At 69.5% G+C, this 16,747-nt stretch carries 16 protein-coding genes; 1 reads left to right on the top strand and 15 read right to left on the bottom strand.

Features of this window, described 5'->3' with window-relative positions:
* Positions 1-26 precede the first annotated feature (26 nt).
* The 5 genes from AS181_RS04075 to AS181_RS04055 all read right to left on the bottom strand — a co-directional run bounded on the left by AS181_RS04075 (position 27) and on the right by AS181_RS04055 (position 3,863).
* A complete protein-coding gene (locus AS181_RS04075) occupies positions 27-977 on the bottom strand; it encodes an aspartate carbamoyltransferase catalytic subunit (RefSeq protein ID WP_058250562.1) in 951 nt (316 codons plus the stop codon).
* Positions 977-1,561 carry a bifunctional pyr operon transcriptional regulator/uracil phosphoribosyltransferase PyrR gene (pyrR, locus tag AS181_RS04070; protein WP_058250344.1) on the bottom strand — a complete coding sequence of 195 codons (585 nt, stop codon included), beginning with the start codon at positions 1,559-1,561 and terminating at the stop codon, positions 977-979. The genes AS181_RS04075 and pyrR overlap by 1 nt, the downstream gene beginning before the upstream one ends.
* A 118-nt stretch (positions 1,562-1,679) precedes the next feature.
* The gene (gene nusB, locus AS181_RS04065; RefSeq protein ID WP_058250343.1) at positions 1,680-2,165 is read right to left on the bottom strand and encodes a transcription antitermination factor NusB; all 486 of its coding nucleotides are present in this window, start codon (positions 2,163-2,165) and stop codon (positions 1,680-1,682) included.
* Between the two features lie 3 nt (positions 2,166-2,168).
* Positions 2,169-2,732, bottom strand: coding sequence for an elongation factor P (efp, locus tag AS181_RS04060; RefSeq protein ID WP_058250342.1), 564 nt, complete (start codon positions 2,730-2,732; stop codon positions 2,169-2,171).
* Positions 2,733-2,753: 21 nt separating this feature from the next.
* Positions 2,754-3,863, bottom strand: a complete 1,110-nt coding sequence (locus tag AS181_RS04055) for an aminopeptidase P family protein (protein ID WP_058250341.1) — start codon at positions 3,861-3,863, stop codon at positions 2,754-2,756.
* A gap of 96 nt (positions 3,864-3,959) precedes the next feature.
* Here AS181_RS04055 and AS181_RS04050 point away from each other — a divergent pair, with 96 nt between their 5' ends.
* Positions 3,960-4,466: a B-4DMT family transporter gene (locus tag AS181_RS04050; RefSeq protein ID WP_058250561.1), complete on the top strand. Its 507-nt coding sequence runs from the start codon at positions 3,960-3,962 to the stop codon at positions 4,464-4,466.
* A gap of 108 nt (positions 4,467-4,574) precedes the next feature.
* Here AS181_RS04050 and aroB read toward each other — a convergent pair whose 3' ends face one another.
* The 10 genes from aroB to AS181_RS04000 form a co-directional block, all read right to left on the bottom strand.
* Positions 4,575-5,699, bottom strand: coding sequence for a 3-dehydroquinate synthase (aroB, locus tag AS181_RS04045; RefSeq protein WP_058250560.1), 1,125 nt, complete (start codon positions 5,697-5,699; stop codon positions 4,575-4,577).
* Positions 5,700-5,716: 17 nt separating this feature from the next.
* Positions 5,717-6,274, bottom strand: coding sequence for a shikimate kinase (locus AS181_RS04040; protein ID WP_058250340.1), 558 nt, complete (start codon positions 6,272-6,274; stop codon positions 5,717-5,719).
* Positions 6,271-7,479 carry a chorismate synthase gene (gene aroC / locus AS181_RS04035; RefSeq protein ID WP_058250339.1) on the bottom strand — a complete coding sequence of 403 codons (1,209 nt, stop codon included), beginning with the start codon at positions 7,477-7,479 and terminating at the stop codon, positions 6,271-6,273. The genes AS181_RS04040 and aroC overlap by 4 nt, the downstream gene beginning before the upstream one ends.
* 51 nt (positions 7,480-7,530) lie before the next feature.
* Positions 7,531-7,935, bottom strand: coding sequence for a prepilin peptidase (locus tag AS181_RS04030; RefSeq protein WP_058250338.1), 405 nt, complete (start codon positions 7,933-7,935; stop codon positions 7,531-7,533).
* An 88-nt stretch (positions 7,936-8,023) separates the two neighbouring features.
* Positions 8,024-8,893 (bottom strand): shikimate dehydrogenase, encoded by an 870-nt coding sequence (locus AS181_RS04025; RefSeq protein WP_058250337.1) that lies wholly within the window; start codon positions 8,891-8,893, stop codon positions 8,024-8,026.
* 14 nt (positions 8,894-8,907) lie between these two features.
* The gene (locus AS181_RS04020) at positions 8,908-10,845 is read right to left on the bottom strand and encodes an endolytic transglycosylase MltG (RefSeq protein WP_058250336.1); all 1,938 of its coding nucleotides are present in this window, start codon (positions 10,843-10,845) and stop codon (positions 8,908-8,910) included.
* Entirely contained in the window at positions 10,832-11,293 is a 462-nt protein-coding gene (gene ruvX / locus AS181_RS04015) for a Holliday junction resolvase RuvX (protein ID WP_058250335.1), read from the bottom strand. Before ruvX ends, AS181_RS04020 begins: the two co-directional genes overlap by 14 nt.
* Positions 11,293-13,968: an alanine--tRNA ligase gene (alaS, locus tag AS181_RS04010; RefSeq protein ID WP_058250334.1), complete on the bottom strand. Its 2,676-nt coding sequence runs from the start codon at positions 13,966-13,968 to the stop codon at positions 11,293-11,295. Before alaS ends, ruvX begins: the two co-directional genes overlap by 1 nt.
* Before the next feature lie 138 nt (positions 13,969-14,106).
* Positions 14,107-15,492 (bottom strand): replication-associated recombination protein A, encoded by a 1,386-nt coding sequence (locus tag AS181_RS04005; RefSeq protein WP_058250333.1) that lies wholly within the window; start codon positions 15,490-15,492, stop codon positions 14,107-14,109.
* A 7-nt stretch (positions 15,493-15,499) separates the two neighbouring features.
* The gene (locus AS181_RS04000) at positions 15,500-16,693 is read right to left on the bottom strand and encodes a hypothetical protein (RefSeq protein WP_058250332.1); all 1,194 of its coding nucleotides are present in this window, start codon (positions 16,691-16,693) and stop codon (positions 15,500-15,502) included.
* Positions 16,694-16,747 lie beyond the last annotated feature (54 nt).

Here is a 16,747-nt window from a genome sequence, read left to right as displayed (position 1 = left end):
ATCTCCTGACACGATGTCGTGGGCGGTCACAGGTGCGCTCCCGCGGAATCGGAGCCGACGAGCAGCCGGAACAGGACCGCCATCCGCACGTGCACGCCGTTGCGGACCTGTTCGAGAACGGTCGCCTTCGGCGAATCGGCCACCGAGTAGCCGATCTCCATGCCGCGCAACATCGGTCCGGGATGCAGGACCACGGCATCGTCGGCCAGCAACGCCATCCGACGATCGTTGAGCCCGAAGCGGACCGAGTACTCGCGGGCACTCGGGAAGAACCCGCCGTTCATGCGTTCGGCCTGGACGCGGAGCATCATGACGGCGTCGACGGCCGGCAGCTCGGCGTCCAGACTTCCCGAGACGCTCACCGGCCACTGGTCCACCCCGACAGGCAGCAGCGTCGGGGGCGCCACCAGGACGACCTCGGCGCCGAGCGTCGAGAGCAGGTGGGCGTTCGACCGCGCGACGCGGGAGTGGATGATGTCGCCGACGATCGCGATCCGCCTGCCCTCGAGCGAACCGAGCCGCTGTCGCAGGGTCAGCGCGTCGAGGAGCGCCTGCGTGGGATGCTCGTGCGTTCCGTCGCCGGCGTTGATCACCGCGGGACCGTCACCGTCGGGCGTGGTCGTCCAGTCGGCGATCTGGGCCGGCGCGCCCGACGCCGGATGCCGGACGATCAGCGCGTCGGCGCCCGCCGCGTGCAGGGTCTTGGCCGTGTCGCGCAATGACTCCCCTTTGCCCGCAGAGGAACTCGAAGCACTGACGTTGATGACGTCGGCACTCATCCACTTGCCCGCGACTTCGAAGGAGACCCGGGTGCGGGTGGAGTTCTCGTAGAACACGGTCATCACCGTCCGACCGCGCAGCGTCGGCAGTTTGCGCACCTCACGCCCGGTCAGGGCCTGCTCGAAACGCTCGGCGTCGTCGAGGAGGGCGGTGGCATCGTCACGGCTGAGGTCTTGCGTCGACAACAGATGCCGCATCATGAATCACTCTCCGCGGCAACCGAACTCGACGCCGAGGCGAGGACGACCTCGTCGATGCCGTCGTGTTCGACGAGATGGACCGAGACCTGTTCGTCGCGGGCCGTCGGGATGTTCTTGCCGACATAGTCTGCGCGCAACGGGAGTTCGCGATGGCCACGGTCGACGAGGACCGCGAGTTGCACGGCCGCAGGACGACCGAGATCGCGCAGTGCATCGAGCGCGGCACGGACCGTCCGTCCGGAGTAGAGGACATCGTCGACGAGGATCACGATGGCGCTGTCGACGCCACCGGCCGGCACCATCGTCCGCTCGAGCGGGCGGTGTGGCTTGCCGCGTAGATCATCGCGGTAGAGCGTGATGTCGAGATATCCCACCGGCACGTCGACGCCCGCGAACTCGCTGATCTTGGCACCCAGCCGGGTGGCGAGAGATGTTCCGCGAGTGGGGATTCCGATGAGGACGACGCGAGGTGCGTCGGGCGAGTCCAGAGCAGTCTTCTCGATGACCTGGTGTGCGACACGGGCAATCGTGCGCGACACGTCAGCGGCATCGAGCAGCACCCTGGGAGCGGGGCTGGCCAAAGCCGACCTCCTTCTCCGCCTCGCAGGACGGATCGTTAAAGGATGTCTGTCTCGCGACACTCTACACCGGGCGGCGACGCCGACGAATTCCCGCGACGTACGCCACACCCGGTGCGGATCAGTTGGGCTCCGGCCGTCCGGGTGCGGCCCCACCGGGTTCGGCGGAAGCGGCTGCGCGGACCTGCGGCGCGAGCTCGGCGATCTTGGCCAGCACGCCGTTCACGAAGGCCGGCGAGTCGTCGGTCGAAAGTTCTTTGGCGAGTTCGACCGCCTCGTCGACGACGACGATCGTGTCGACGTCGAGAGAGTTGAACAGCTCCCACGTCGCCAGTCGCATGATGGCGCGATCGACGGCCGGGAGACGTTCGAGGGTCCAGTCGCGCAGATACGACGAGATGACCGCGTCGACCTGACCCTGGTCCTCGGCGAGTCCCTGGATCACGGTCGCGGTGTAGTCGTGGATCGAGCCGACGCTCTCGTCCGAGCGGACGTATTCACGACGTTCGGCGACGAGCTGCGCGGGACTGACCTTCTTGGCCTCGGCCTCGAAGAGCAGGTCCACCGCGCGCCGCCGCGCCTTGTGTCGGGTTCCGGGTTGTTTCACAGGTCAGGAGTTGACGCGGCCGAGATAGCTGCCGTCGCGCGAATCGACCTTGAGCTTGTCACCGGTGTTGATGAACAGCGGAACCTGGATCTCGGCGCCGGTCTCGAGCGTGGCGGGCTTGGTGCCGCCGGTAGAACGGTCGCCCTGGAGTCCGGGATCGGTCTGGGCGACGATCAGCTCCACCGTGACCGGCAGTTCGACGAACAACGGGTTGCCCTCGTTCAGCGAGACCTGCACGGTCATGTTCTCCAGCAGGAAACGGGCGCCGTCGCCGACGGTGGCCGGCGGCAGGGAGAACTGCTCGTAATCCTGCGCGTCCATGAACACGTAGTCGGTGCCGTCGTTGTAGAGGAAGGTCATGTCGCGACGGTCGACGGTCGCGGTCTCGACCTTGACGCCCGCGTTGAAGGTCTTGTCGACAGTCTTGCCGCTCAGCACGTTCTTGATCTTGGTGCGCACGAACGCGGGGCCCTTGCCCGGCTTGACGTGCTGGAACTCCATGATCTGCCAGAGCTGGTCGTCCATGCGCAGCACGAGGCCGTTCTTGAAGTCGGCGGTGGATGCCATGTGGTTTTCGTTCCCTTGCAGTCAGATGACGGTGAATGTCTTGTCGGTGGCGGTCAGCAGGTCGGGGTCGCCGTCGGTGACCACCAATGTGTCCTCGATCCGGACCCCACCCCATCCGGGTAGGTAGACACCGGGCTCCACGGTGACCGCAGCACCGCATGGCAGTGTACCCGCCGCGAGTTTGCCGATTCCCGGCGCTTCGTGGATCTCCAGTCCCACTCCGTGACCGAGACCATGCACGTAGTTCTCGCCGTGGCCGGCGTCGGCGATCACGTCGCGGGCCGCGGCGTCGACCGCCCGCAGGTCGGCGCCGGGCGTGAGGGCCCGGCAGCCGGCGGCCTGTGCGGTGGCGACGAGTTCGTAGAGGTCCCGCTGCCACGACGCCGCGCGCCTCAGGACGAAGGTCCTGGTCATGTCGGAGTGATACCCGCCGACCACCGAGCCGAAGTCGATCTTGACCAGATCGCCGTCCGCCAGAGCCGTGTGGGTGGGCCGGTGATGCGGGATCGCCGAGTGCGCGCCGGCGGCCACGATCGTCTCGAACGCGATCCCGTCGGCCCCGAGGCGATACATCTCCCACTCGAGCGCCCGCGCGACCTGTCGCTCGGTCGTCCCGGCCCGCAGGACGCCGTCGGCGATGATCTGCGCCAGGGCCGCATCCCCGATCGCGCACGCCGCCCGGAGCAGCTCGACCTCCCCCGGTTCCTTGACCGCGCGCAGGTTCTGCACGACACCGGTCGTGCTGACGAGTTCGATCCCGGAGTCCCCGACAGCCGCGGACAGCGCTCGGTGCCCGGCCACGGTCTCGGTGTCGGCCTCGAAGCCGACGCGACCCGCCCCGGCGGCCCGGGCGTGGTCGACGAGGGCGCGCGCCGCCGAGCGTTCGATGATCGGCTCGACGTCGGGCACCTGTTCGGCGACCTGGGTGAGATACCGGCCGTCGGTGGCGATCCGATCACCGGCCGGATCGTCGACGTCGATCAGCACGGCGGCGTTGGAGCCGGTGAACCCGGTCAGGTAGCGGACGTTGACGAGGTCGGAGACGACGAGGAACGAGACCGGGTCGTCCGCGGTACGCAGCTCGGCACGCAACCGGGCGCGGCGGCCTGCGGTGTCATGGTTGATCGGCACCCCCGCCACGCTACGGCGGGGTCTCGAACGGCGCGAACCCGACCACTTCGACCAGGTGTGTCCGCGGTCACCAGACCCGTGAGTAAGATGACGCGCATGTCTTCGTGGTTGGTGCGCGGTCTGACGATGACCGCAGTTCACGTCCTCGCCCGCGTCTTGCTGGGATTCGCCGTGGTGCAGGCGCCGCTGAACTCGACGATCTGGCGCACCATCGCGATCGCGGTCGTCGTGCTCATCGCCCTGGTGTGGGGTGGTTACGACGGCATCCGCGACGCCCGCGCCAACCCGGATCCCGATGACTACGAGGATCTGACCGTGCGCTGGCTGCAGGCCGGTGTCCTCGCCGGCGTTCTCGCCGGGTTGATCTCCTGGATCCTCGGCACGGTCGTCCTGGCCGGCATCGGGCAGGCCAGCCTGTTCATCGAGCTCATCGCCGGGGCGTCGTTCACCGCACTGCTCGTCTTCGTCCCGGCCTTCGTCGGCGCGGCGATCGGCCGGTTCCTCGTCCGGCGCGACCAGAACAAGGGCGCAGCCGACGACGACTGGTCGGTGCACGAAAATCGTCACGCCGACACAGATGCCCCGACTCGGGAGATCCGCTGACGTTGTCTTGACCGGCCCTCTACCCGCAAATCCACCGCTTTTCCACAAACCCACCACGCTCGGACGGGCTGGGTTTGCGGAAAAGGGGTGGGTTTGTGCAGCGTTGGACTAGAGCAGCACCGACGTACTCTTCTCCGCTGAGCCACCGGCCACTGCCGAGTAGGCAGCGGCGATCAATCCGGGGTCGGGCCCCTCGAGCCGGCCCGGCTTGGCGAGTCCGTCGAGCACGACGAAACGCAGTACGCCGGAACGGTTCTTCTTGTCCCCCGCCATCCCCTGCAGGAGATCGGCGAACGCATCCGGGTCATAGGTCGTCGGCAACCCCACAAGATCAAGGATCGCCTTGTGCCGGTCCGCCGTGGCGTCGTCGAGGCGGCCCGCCAGGCGCGAGAGTTCGGCAGCGAACACCAGGCCCACCGACACCGCCGCGCCGTGACGCCAGCGGTAACGCTCGCGGCGCTCGATCGCGTGGCCGAGAGTGTGGCCGTAGTTGAGGATCTCGCGCAGCGACGACTCCTTGAGGTCGGCCGACACCACGTCGGCCTTGACCTGCACCGAGCGCCGGATGAGATCGGGCAGTACCGGCGACGTCGGGTCGAGTGCGGCTTCGGGGTCGGCCTCGATGATGTCGAGGATCGTCGGATCGGCGATGAACCCGGTCTTGATGACCTCGGCGAGTCCGGCGACGATCTCGTTGCGCGGGACGGTCTCGAGCGTGCCGGTGTCGATCAGGACGGCGTCGGGTTCGTGGAACGAGCCGACGAGGTTCTTGCCCGCCTCGGTGTTGATGCCGGTCTTGCCGCCCACAGCGGCGTCGACCATCGCCAGCAGGGTCGTCGGGATGTGGATGACCCCGATGCCGCGCATCCAGGTCGCCGCGACGAACCCGGCGAGGTCGGTGGCGGCTCCCCCGCCGAGGCTGATGACCTTGTCGTTGCGTTTGAGGCCGATCCGGCCGAACACCTCCCAGCAGAACGACGCGACCGAGAGGTCCTTGCCGGCCTCGGCGTCGGGGATCTCGACGCGATGGGCGTCGAACCCCTTGTCCGCCAGATACTCTCGGATCTGTTCGGCGGTCTTGGCCAGCGGCGGCTGATACAGGATCGCGATGCGGTCGGCGCCCTGCGCGGCCGCGGCCACCTCACCGAGGAGTCCCCGGCCGATGGTCACGTCGTACGGTGCGCCGGCGTTGACCCGAATGGCGATGGGTTCGTTCGCTGCCTGTTCGTTCACGGTGATACTCGGCTTCCTCACATCAGTTCACGGGCGAGTTGGACGACCACGGCGTCGGCCACCGCGTCGGGGTCGGGGTCGGCGTCGACGTCGAAGGTGCAGACCGCCTCGTAGACGGGTGTCCGCTCGGCGAGCAGTTCGGCGTACCGAGCGGCGGGGTCGGCTGTCGCCAAGAGAGGACGATCGGTACCCGACACGCGCTCGTACCCGCGCTCGGCCGACACCCGCAGGTACACGACGCGCTGGTCGGCCAGCGCCTCGCGGATCCCGGCGGTCGTCACCGCGCCGCCGCCGAGCGACACCACCCCGCCGTGGTTGTCCAGGACGTCGGTGACGACGTTCGCCTCGATCGTCCGGAATCCCTCGAGACCGTCGGACTCGAAGATCTCCGGGATGCTGCGGCCGGTGCGCCGGACGAGTTCGATGTCGGTGTCGATGAAGTCGACGCCGAGCCGATCGGCGAGCATGCGACCGACGGTGGACTTCCCGGCTCCCATGAAACCGATCAGTACGGCCGCCGGGCGGCGACCGGTCGTCGGACGCGTCGGGGTCGGGGGCGCCGGGGGCTGGGTCATGCCCGGGGCGGACGTGCGTCGACGGCAGCCCGGTAGGCGGCGAGGTTCGCGCCGGTCTCGGTCACCGAGTCGCCGCCGAACTTCTCGAGAGCGGCCTGGGCCACGACGAGCGCGACCATCGCCTCGGCGACGACGCCCGCCGCGGGCACGGCACAGACGTCGGAACGCTGATGGATGGCGCTGGCCGTCTCCCCGGTCGACATGTCGATCGTGGACAACGCACGCGGCACCGTCGAGATCGGCTTCATCGCGATGCGCACGCGCAGGTCCTCGCCGTTGGTCATGCCGCCCTCGAATCCGCCCGCGCGGTTGGTCGATCGCAGGACACCGTCGGTACCGGGCACCATCTCGTCGTGGGCCTCACTGCCACGCCGGCGGGCGGTGGTGAAGCCGTCGCCGACCTCCACACCCTTGATCGCCTGGATGCCCATCAGCGCGGCCGCCAGCTTGGCGTCCAGCCGGGTGTCGCCGCTGACGTGCGAGCCGAGGCCGACTGGCACCCCCGTGGCGACGATCTCGACCACGCCGCCGAGGGTGTCGCCGTCCTTCTTCGCCGCCTCGATCTCGGCGATCATGGACTTCTCGGCCTCGGCGTCGAACGCCCGGACCGGACTCGCGTCGATGGCCTCGAGGTCGGCGATGCGCGGCGGCGGACCGACGTAGGGATCGCTCGCGCCGATGGAGATGACATGGGAGATGACGTCGACGCCCAGTACCTGGCGGAGGAAGTTGCGGGCAACCGTGCCCGCGGCGACACGCGCGGCGGTCTCCCGGGCGCTCGCGCGCTCCAGCACCGGACGGGCGTCGTCGAAGCCGTACTTGAGCATGCCGGAGTAGTCCGCGTGCCCGGGGCGGGGACGCGTCAGCGGTGCGTTGCGGGCGCTTCCCTCGAGTTCGGCCGCGTCCACCGGGTCGGCGGCCATCACCGTCTCCCACTTGGGCCACTCGGTGTTGCCGATCTCGATCGCGACCGGGCCGCCCATGGTCTGGCCGTGGCGAACCCCGCCGAGCACGGTGACCTGGTCGGCCTCGAACTTCATCCGCGCACCCCGGCCGTAGCCGAGCCGGCGGCGTGCCAGTTGCCCGGCGATGTCGGACGAGGTGACCTCGACACCGGCCACCATGCCCTCGACGATGGCGACCAGGGCGGGACCGTGGGATTCTCCGGCAGTTATCCAGCGCAACACAGTGATCGATTGTTCCATGCTGCCGAGCCCGGTCCGACGGCGGCGCCGCCGAACCACGCGTAGCACGCGTCACAACAGACCGGCGACCACGATGGTGGCGGCGACGAGCGCGGGTCCGTGCGGATGCGACCCGCGGCCGGCGGGGGCGCGGCGACCCACGCGATCGCCGACCACCGTGCCCACCGCGATGACCGAGGCGAGCGCCACCACGAGCAGGGCGGCGTCCCACCGTACGGTGAGCGCACCGCACGCGATGGCGAGCTTGACGTCCCCACCGCCGCACCATCGCATCCCGAAGGCGAGCGCGTACGGGGCCGCGGCGACCAGCGCGGCCACCGCCGCGCCGGGGTGGACTGCGCACGCGCCCACCGCACCGCAGATACCGGGCCAGACGAGCACGTTCGGGATCCGGCGGGTGTCGGCGTCGGTCACCGCGATGACCGACAGCCAGATCAGGATCACGCACTCGGCCATCGGTCGAGCATGTCGGGGTGATCGACCGGCACCGCTCGCCCGTCCACAACCGGCACGTCCTGTGGACGGAGTCGGAGCTCCCCCGGAATCAGTGGGCGGTGAGTGCCGCGACCATCACGTCGCGGGGTGCGGGCAGCCCGGTGAACTGCTCGACCTGTCGGAATGCCTGGTTGACGAGCATGACCAGACCGCCGACCACGGTTCCACCGGCCGCGTCGACCGCGGACGCGAGCGGAGTCGGCCAGGGGTCGTAGATCACGTCCACGACCTTGCGTGCCCGCGCCACGGCGGGCGTCAGGACCGCGGCCGCGTCGGCCGGCACCGTCGACACGACGACCGCGGACTCGCGACACCTTCGGGCCAGCGCCTCGGCGGGTTCGAAGGGCACGACGTCTCCGTTCATCCCCAACCGCTCACACAGTTCGAGGACGGGCGCGGCCCGGCCGGCGTCGCGGGCGACCACCGTGACGTCGGTGATGCCCGTCTCGGCGAGCGCCATGATGGTCGGAAGTGCCGTGCCACCCGCTCCGACGACCACGGCGACCGGCGAGGTCCCGGCGGCGAGGTCCGCGTCGACCGCGAGGTCGGTGAGCGCTCCCGACACGCCGTCGATGTCGGTGCAGTCCGCGCGCCAACCGGTCGCCACGCGCACCAGGGTGTTCGCCGACCCGACCAGTTCGGCGCGTTCGGTGCGTTCGGTGGCGAACTCGAGGGCAGCGCGTTTGTTGGGCATGGTGACCGAGAACCCGATGAAGTCGGCGTCGGCTCCCGAGACGATCTCGGGCAGACGGTCGGCGGTGCACTCGATCCGGTCGTACCGCCAGTCGACCAGCCCGAGTGCCCGGTAGGCGGCCAGATGGACACGCGGCGAGCGCGAGTGCGTGATCGGCGACCCCAGAACCGCGGCCCGACGGTGGTCACCGTGCGGTGAGCGGACGTCGGCGGGCACGGTGTTCATGGCGGGTCCGCTGCTCACTGGCTGCAGCCGGTGGCCACCAGCTTGTTGCGGCAGGCGACCTGGCGGTTGCGGATGTGATCTTCGAAGGTGTTTGCGAACAACGTGGTCCCGGCGGTGTCGACGGTGACGAAGTACAGCCATCCGCCGGGCGCCGGGTCGAGCATCGCCTCCAGGGCGGGCACGCCGACCGCCGCGATGGGCGTGCGCGGCAACCCCTTGTACCGGTAGGTGTTCCACTCGTTGTCGTTCTTGTACGCCTCGCCGTGGACATCGATGTTCGTGATGTCGGCCGTGTAGTTCTGCGTCGAATCCATCTGCAGCAGCTGGTCGCGGTCGAGGCGGTTACGGATGACCCGCGCCACCTTCGGCGCATCCTCGACATGCCGGACCTCGCGCTCGACGATCGACGCCGCGATCAGGGTGTCGTACGGCTCGAGTCCGGAGTTGTTGCGGTCGAGCAGTCCCCATTGTTCGAACATCGTCGCGCTGCTGGAGATCATCTCCCGCAGGATCTGCGTGGCGGTGTGATCGGGTTCGATGCGCTCCCAGGTGGTCGGCGCGATGAGCCCCTCGATCCGGCGGTGATCGCCCGTCATCTCGGCGACGTTCTGTTCGGCCCACGCGGGCACACCGAGCTCGGCCGGGGTGGTTTCGGCGGCGGCCTTCTCGAGGTCGGCAACCGTCACCCCCTCCTGCTGCCCGTTGAACGAGAACGACGTGGCGTTCTCGATGAGCTGAAAGATGCCCGGGGTGACCTTGCCGTCGATACCGGTCTTCGAATCGAGCTGCAGCCCTGGCGGGATCACCACCCGCCCGACGCGGTGCACGGCGCCGTCGGCGGTCAGCATCTCCACGGCCGTGGTGGCCGGGATCTGGGTGCGCATCTTGTAGAGGCCGCCGGACATCGGCTGTCCACCGGCGGCGTCGACGAACGCCCGCACGCTGCCCACCACGTCGGCGTCGACGAGGATGCGGCCGAAGTCGGCGAGCGTGGAGTTGTCCGGGATGTCGACGACGACATCGCCGGAACCGGCGGCGTTGGTGTAGTCCTTGCGCGACTCGAGCAGGCCGGTGGCGCGCACACCGTAGTAGCCGACCCCGGTGATCAGCGCGAGCATGAAGACGATCGCGACGGCGAGGACCGCACGACGCTTGCCCCGGCTGCGCTTGCGGCGCGGCGTACGGCGCTGTTGCTGGTCGGGTTCGGTGTCGTCGGCGCCGGGCCACCAGTCGTCGTGCTCGTCGTGCTCGTCGAAGCGCCGGTCTCGTCGGGCGACGCGATCGTCGTCGCGGATCGGGCGTGCGGTGCCCGGCGTCTCGAAACGCCCGGTCTCGAAACGCCCGGCGTCGTGGCCACCGGTGTCGTAGCGCCCGGTGTCGTACAGCTCGGCGTCATGGCGTTCTGCCCCGTGACCCGCCGGCTCGTAGTCGGCAGCGGTGAACTCCTCCGCGGCGTAATCGTCCGGGAAAGAACGAGATTCGTCGGGGCGAGGACCCCGGGCCGGAGGCGCCGGAGCGGCCGGACGGGCCATGGTGAAGTCGGTGTCGACGTCGTCTTCGACCGGACCCCCGGCAGCCGTTGATGGACCGGGCTGCGGCGGACCGGGCTGCGGCGGGCCGGGCCGCGGTGGTGCCACCGGCGGCGGGGTGGGCGGCTGCCCCGGCGGGATGCGAACCGGCGTCGCGCGGGGGCCGGGCGTGCCGGATACCGGCCGCGCCTGTTCGGCGGGCGGGACATTCGGCGGGGCCGGGCGCCGGGGAGCCGGTTCGGCATTCTCGCCACCGGCGCGCCGGCGGCGGTGCCGCGTGTGGGGCGACCCGTCGGCCGACTGCGTGAAGTACCGCAGACGCTCGGGATCCATGCCCTCGGCACGGCGTCCCTGGCCGTCTCGGTGCCGGGTGCGACGCCGATCATCGGTCACCGGAGGCTCCCCTGACTCACCGTCGCGCATCCAACCACCCCTGCAGAATAGCGACCGCCGCGGCCTGGTCGATCACCGCGCGCGAGGACTTCACCGTCCGGCCGCTGGCGTGCAGTGCCTGCTGTGCGGTCACCGTCGTGAAACGTTCGTCGTGCCAATGCACGGCCACCGGGTCGATCCGGGTCGCGAGACGGTCCCCGAATTCCTGTGCGGTCTCGGCCGCCGCCCCCGCGGTGTTCTTGAGCGTCTTCGGTAGCCCCACGACCACGCCGACGGCCTCGTACTCCGTGACCAGCGCCGCGATGCGGTCGATATCGTCTGTGCGCGAAGGGGTTCGACGCACCGTTTCGACCGGTGTGGCGAGGATGCCGTCGGGATCGCACACGGCGACGCCGATCCGGACGCTTCCGACGTCAATCCCGAGGAGTCGCCCGCGGGTCCGCTGGTGACCATCGGCCCGGGTGTGCGGATCCGGCATCAGGCGACGAACTCGCGGATTCGCGTCAGTGCCGCGTCGATCCCCGCGGGATCGGTGCCCGCGCCCTGGGCCAGATCCGGCTTGCCACCGCCACGACCGCCCACCAACGGCGCGACCTCCTTGACGAGGTCACCGGCCTTGATCCCGGCGTCGCGGGCGGCCGCCGTGGTGGCGATCACGAACGGCACCTTGGCATCCGGTCCGTCACCGCTCGGCGAGAACAGCGCGATCACCGCCTGGCGGTCGGCGACTCGGCCGCGGAGGTCGGTCACCACCGAGCGCAACCCGTTGGCGTCGAGGCCCGGCACCCGTCCCTCGACGACGAGGGTGGCACCGACGGTCGTCGCCGTGTCGAGGAGACCGGACACCGCGGCCCGGGCCGCCTCGGCACGTACCCGCTCGAGTTCCTTCTCCGCGTCACGCAGCTTGGTGACGAGCTGCTCGACCCGGCCGGGCACCTCTTCCGACGGGACCTTGAGCGACGACGCCAGGCCGGCCAGCAACGCACGCTCCTTCGACAGGAACCGGAACGAGTCCATGCCGACGTAGGCCTCGACGCGCCGGACACCCGACCCGACCGAGGACTCCCCGATCAGCGTGATGGGTCCGATCTGCGATGACGACGCCACGTGCGTGCCGCCGCACAGCTCCATGGAGAACGGCCCGCCGATCTCCACCACGCGGACGACGTCACCGTAGTTCTCGCCGAAGAGCGCCATCGCGCCCATCGCCTTGGCCTCGGACAGACCCGTCTCGAACGTGTTGACCTGATAGTTCGCCTCGACCGCGGCGTTGCTGATCTCCTCGATCTCGCGTCGCTGGGCCTCGGTCACCGGGCCGCTGGCGTTGAAGTCGAAGCGCAGGTAACCGGGCCGGTTCAGCGAACCGGCCTGCGTCGCGCCGGGGCCGAGGACCTCGCGCAGCGCGGCGTGGACCATGTGGGTGCCGGAATGGCCCTGCGTGGCGCCGTGACGCCACGCGGTGTCGACCGCTGCGAGGACCTCGTCGCCCTCCTCGATCTCCCCCTCGTCGATGCGGACCTTGTGCAGCCACACCGACTTGCCGACCTTCTGCACGTCGGTCACCGACATGCGCACTCCCGACCCGGTCGTGATGGTGCCGACGTCGGCCATCTGGCCACCGGATTCGGCGTAGAGCGGGGTGCGGTCGAGGACGACCGTCAGTTCCTGGCCGGCCGACGCCGCCGGCAGCCGTGCGCCGTCGGCGACGAGGCCGAGCACCCGCGCCTCCGACACCAGCTCGTCGAAGCCGGTGAACTCGGTCGGCCCGCGATCGAGGAAGTCCCGGTAGACGCTCAGGTCGGCGTGCCCGGTCTTGCGGGCGGTCGCGTCGGCCTTGGCGCGTTGCTTCTGCTCGGCCATCAGGGCGGTGAAGCCCTCCTGATCCACCGAGAGACCGGCCTCGGCGGCCATCTCCAGGGTGAGGTCGATCGGGAAGCCGTAGGTGTCGTGCAGCGTGAAGGCGTCGGAACCGGTGATGGTCGTACGCGACGCACTCTTGGTGGCGCTCGCCGCGTCGGCGAACAGCTTCGACCCCGCGGCCAGGGTCTTGGAGAAGGAGGTCTCCTCGCCCACGGCCACGTCGACGATGTGCCGGCGCTGCGTCTCCAGCTCGGGGTATGACGGTGACATCAGGTCGATGACCTTGCCGATGATTGTGCCCATGGTCGGCTGATTGTCACCGGCGCCGAGCAACCGCATCGACCGGACGACCCGACGCAGCAGGCGGCGCAGGACGTACCCGCGGCCGTCATTGCCGGGCAGCACGCCGTCGCCGATCAGCATCGCCGAGGTCCGCGCGTGGTCGGCGACGACGCGGAACCGGACGTCGTCGGCATGCGAACCGGCGGCGTATGCACGTCCGGACAGTTCCGCGGCGAGGTCGATGATCGGCTTGCACAGGTCGGTCTCGTACACGTTGTCGACGCCCTGCAGGATGCAGGCCACGCGCTCGACGCCCATACCGGTGTCGATGTTCTGTTTGGGCAGCGGTCCCAGGATCTCGTAGTTGTCCTTGCCGCCCCCGGGACCGCGGACGTTCTGCATGAAGACGAGATTCCAGATCTCGATGTAGCGGTCCTCGTCGGCCTCCGGCCCGCCCTCGACGCCGTACTCGGGTCCGCGGTCGTAGAAGATCTCCGAGCACGGCCCGCAGGGACCCGGGACGCCCATCGACCAGTAGTTGTCCTTCATGCCCCGTCGCTGGATGCGCTCGGCCGGCACGCCGATCTCGTCGCGCCAGATGGCCTCGGCCTCGTCGTCGTCGAGATAGACCGTCGGCCACAGCTTCTGCGGGTCGATACCGAAACCGCCGTCGTCGACGCTGTTGGTCAGCAGCGTCCAGGCGAAGCTGATGGCCTCGCGCTTGAAGTAGTCGCCGAAGGAGAAATTGCCCGCCATCTGGAAGAAAGTGTTGTGGCGGGTGGTGATGCCGACCTCGTCGATGTCGAGGGTGCGGACGCACTTCTGCACGCTGGTCGCCCGCGAGTACGGCGGCGTCTGCTCACCCAGGAAGAACGGCTTGAACGGGACCATGCCGGCATTGACGAACAACAGATTGGGGTCGTCGAGGAGCAGCGAAGCGCTCGGCACCTCGGTGTGCCCGGCTTTGATGAAGTGGTCCAGAAAGCGCTTCCGGATGTCATGCGTCTGCACTGTGGGTTTCGTCCTAGCCGTTGGTGGTCCCAGCCGTTCGGTGGTAGCGGCCGTTGTTTGTCGCGACATCCCAGCCTACCGTCGGCGAGTCGCCGGGGGCGCAGGGACTCTGCACTGGGCAAACGCCGGCACGAAGGGTCAGCGCGACCGGCGCCGCGACACCGCGCCACGCACGATCGATCGCAACTTCGCGACCCGCGGCCCGATTTCGCGCTCCAGGCCGTGATCGGTCGGCTCATAGTAGTCGCGGCCGACCAGGTCGTCGGGCGGATACTGTTGTGGCACAACCCCGTCGGGATCATCGTGCGGATAGCGGTATGCGACACCGCTACCGAGCTTCTTGGCCCCCGGATAGTGACTGTCACGCAGATGGGCCGGGACCGCGCCGGCCTTGCCCGACCCGACATCGGCGAGGGCCGCGCCGATCGCCGACACCACGCCCGCCGACTTCGGTGCCGTCGCGAGGTGGATGGTGGCCTGTGTGAGCGCGAGTTTGGCCTCCGGCATCCCGACGAGGTTCACGACCTGAGCGGCCGCGACCGCGGTCTGCAGGGCCGTCGGGTCGGCCATGCCGATGTCCTCGCTGGCGTGGATCATGAGGCGCCGCGCGATGAACCGCGGGTCCTCCCCCGCCGCGATCATGCGGGCGAGATAGTGCACGGCGGCGTCGACGTCGGAACCCCGGATGGATTTGATGAACGCACTCGTCACGTCGTAGTGCTGGTCGCCGTCCCGGTCGTAGCGGACGGCGGCGCGGTCGATCGCGGTCTCCACATCGGCGAGGTCGATCCGGTCGGTGGCGTCGGCGCTGGCCTCCAGCGCGGTCAGCGCCCGGCGCGCGTCCCCGCCGGACACCGCGACGAGGTGGTCGTAGGCGGCGTCGGTCACCTCGACCTTGCCGTCGAGCCCACGCGGGTCGGCGACCGCCCGGGTCAGCACCTCTCGGATGTCGGCATCGGTCAGGGACCGCAGCTGCAGGACCAGCGACCGCGACAACAGCGGCGCGACCACCGAGAACGACGGGTTCTCGGTCGTGGCCGCGACGAGCAGCACGATCCGGTTCTCCACGGCGTCGAGCAACGCGTCCTGCTGCGTCTTCGAGAACCGATGGACCTCGTCGATGAACAGGACCGTCTGCTGACCGCCGTTCTTGCCGTCACCGATGAGCCGGCGCCGGGCCACGTCGATGACTGCGCGCACCTCCTTGACCCCCGCCGACAGCGCGGACAGGGCCTCGAAGCGGCCGCCGGTGGCGCGCGCGATGAGCGAGGCCATGGTGGTCTTGCCGGTTCCAGGCGGCCCGTAGAGCAGCACCGACGCCGCGCCCGAGCCGCTGATCAGTCTGCGCAGCGGCGAACCGGTGCCGAGTAGGTGCTGCTGTCCGACGATCTCGTCGAGGGTCTGCGGCCGCATCCGGACCGCCAGGGGCGCGGTCGGGGCCGGCGGTGCGGTGAGACCACCGGCGTTGCCATGCCCGTCGGAGCCGGCCCGAGGATCGTCGGGTGGGTCGAACAGTCCGTCCACGGGCGTGTCAGGCCAGCCAGATGCGCTGCAGCGCGACGCCCATCGCGGTCGCGAACACCGCGATCTCCTCGTCGCCCGCGCGTCCCGCGGCGGCGGCGAGGTCGGTCCAGCGGCTGACGATCACACGGGGGTCGTTCGTGTGCAACGCCCAGTCATGCGTGAAGCCGGCGGCAGTGACGTCGGCCGGCTCGAAGTCGGGCGCCTCGACATCCGCGTCCGGGCCGGTGGAGGCCAGCGGGTCGCTCGGCAGCATCCACACCGTCGACAGCCACACCCACAACTGACGGGCGAGCAGCACCTTGCGCTGCATCTCCCGCTCATGGGCGAGCGCCGGCCAGATCGAGTGCACCTCCGAGCGCCAGGCGTCGACCATCGAAACCTCGAGGTCGGTGGCCCGAGCAGTGGTCCGGGGCGGAAGCTGCGCGGTGATGGTCACGAGCGCGTAGGCGATGTCGAGGGTGGCGTCGCGGAAGCCGCCCCACTCGTAGTCCATGAACTGCACGCCGTCGTCGTTGAGCAGGATGTTCTCGGGCCCGACATCCGACGGACTGAATGCGCGGTGATCGCCCTCGTCGAACAGCGTCGCCGCGGTACGCAACGACTCCACCACCTGCTCGGGGACCTCGACGTCGAGCGCGGCCGCGTGCCCCACCACCGAGTCGATCGACCGTAACGCCTCGTCGCGCAGGATGTCGCGTCCCTGCATACCCGATGGTCCGCGCCGCAGCAGCGCGAGGAAGTCACCCTCGCCGCCGACCGTCGCCGCGTGCATCCGGCCGAGTGCCTGGCCCCAGGCACTGACAGCACGTGAGGTCTCGACCGGGTCGACGCCGGCCAGGTACTCGAGCATCGTCCGGCCGTGGCCGAGGTCGGAGAGCACCATGATGCGGAGATCGGTGTCGGAGGCGATCAGTTGCGGCCCCGGGCGCGATTCGTTCGGGAGTGCGGTCGCGTACTTGTACGACGCGATCTCCCGGTGGAAGGCCTGTGGGTCCTCGTGTTCGGGAAGGGCCTTGATCACCAGCGAGCGGTCCAGGCTGAGGGGGTTCTGGGCGACGCGGACCCGCACGACCGTGGTGCGTCCGCTGCCGCCGAGGTCCTCGGGATCGTCGAGAACCACTGCTGATCCGGCGCGGTGTGACAGCAGCGCCTCTGCCGCCCGCACCACGCTGGTGATGCGGCTTTCCGTAATGACCGTCATGTCGCCAACCAACCTACCCGTTGCAACGTTGTCGCAACAGCGCGTTCGTCCATC

Origin of the sequence: Gordonia sp. SGD-V-85 (assembly GCF_001456905.1) — a bacterium.
Taxonomy (GTDB): Bacteria; Actinomycetota; Actinomycetes; order Mycobacteriales; family Mycobacteriaceae; genus Gordonia; species Gordonia hongkongensis.
Note: the sequence above shows the minus strand (reverse complement) of the source record. Positions and strands in the feature narration are given on the sequence as shown.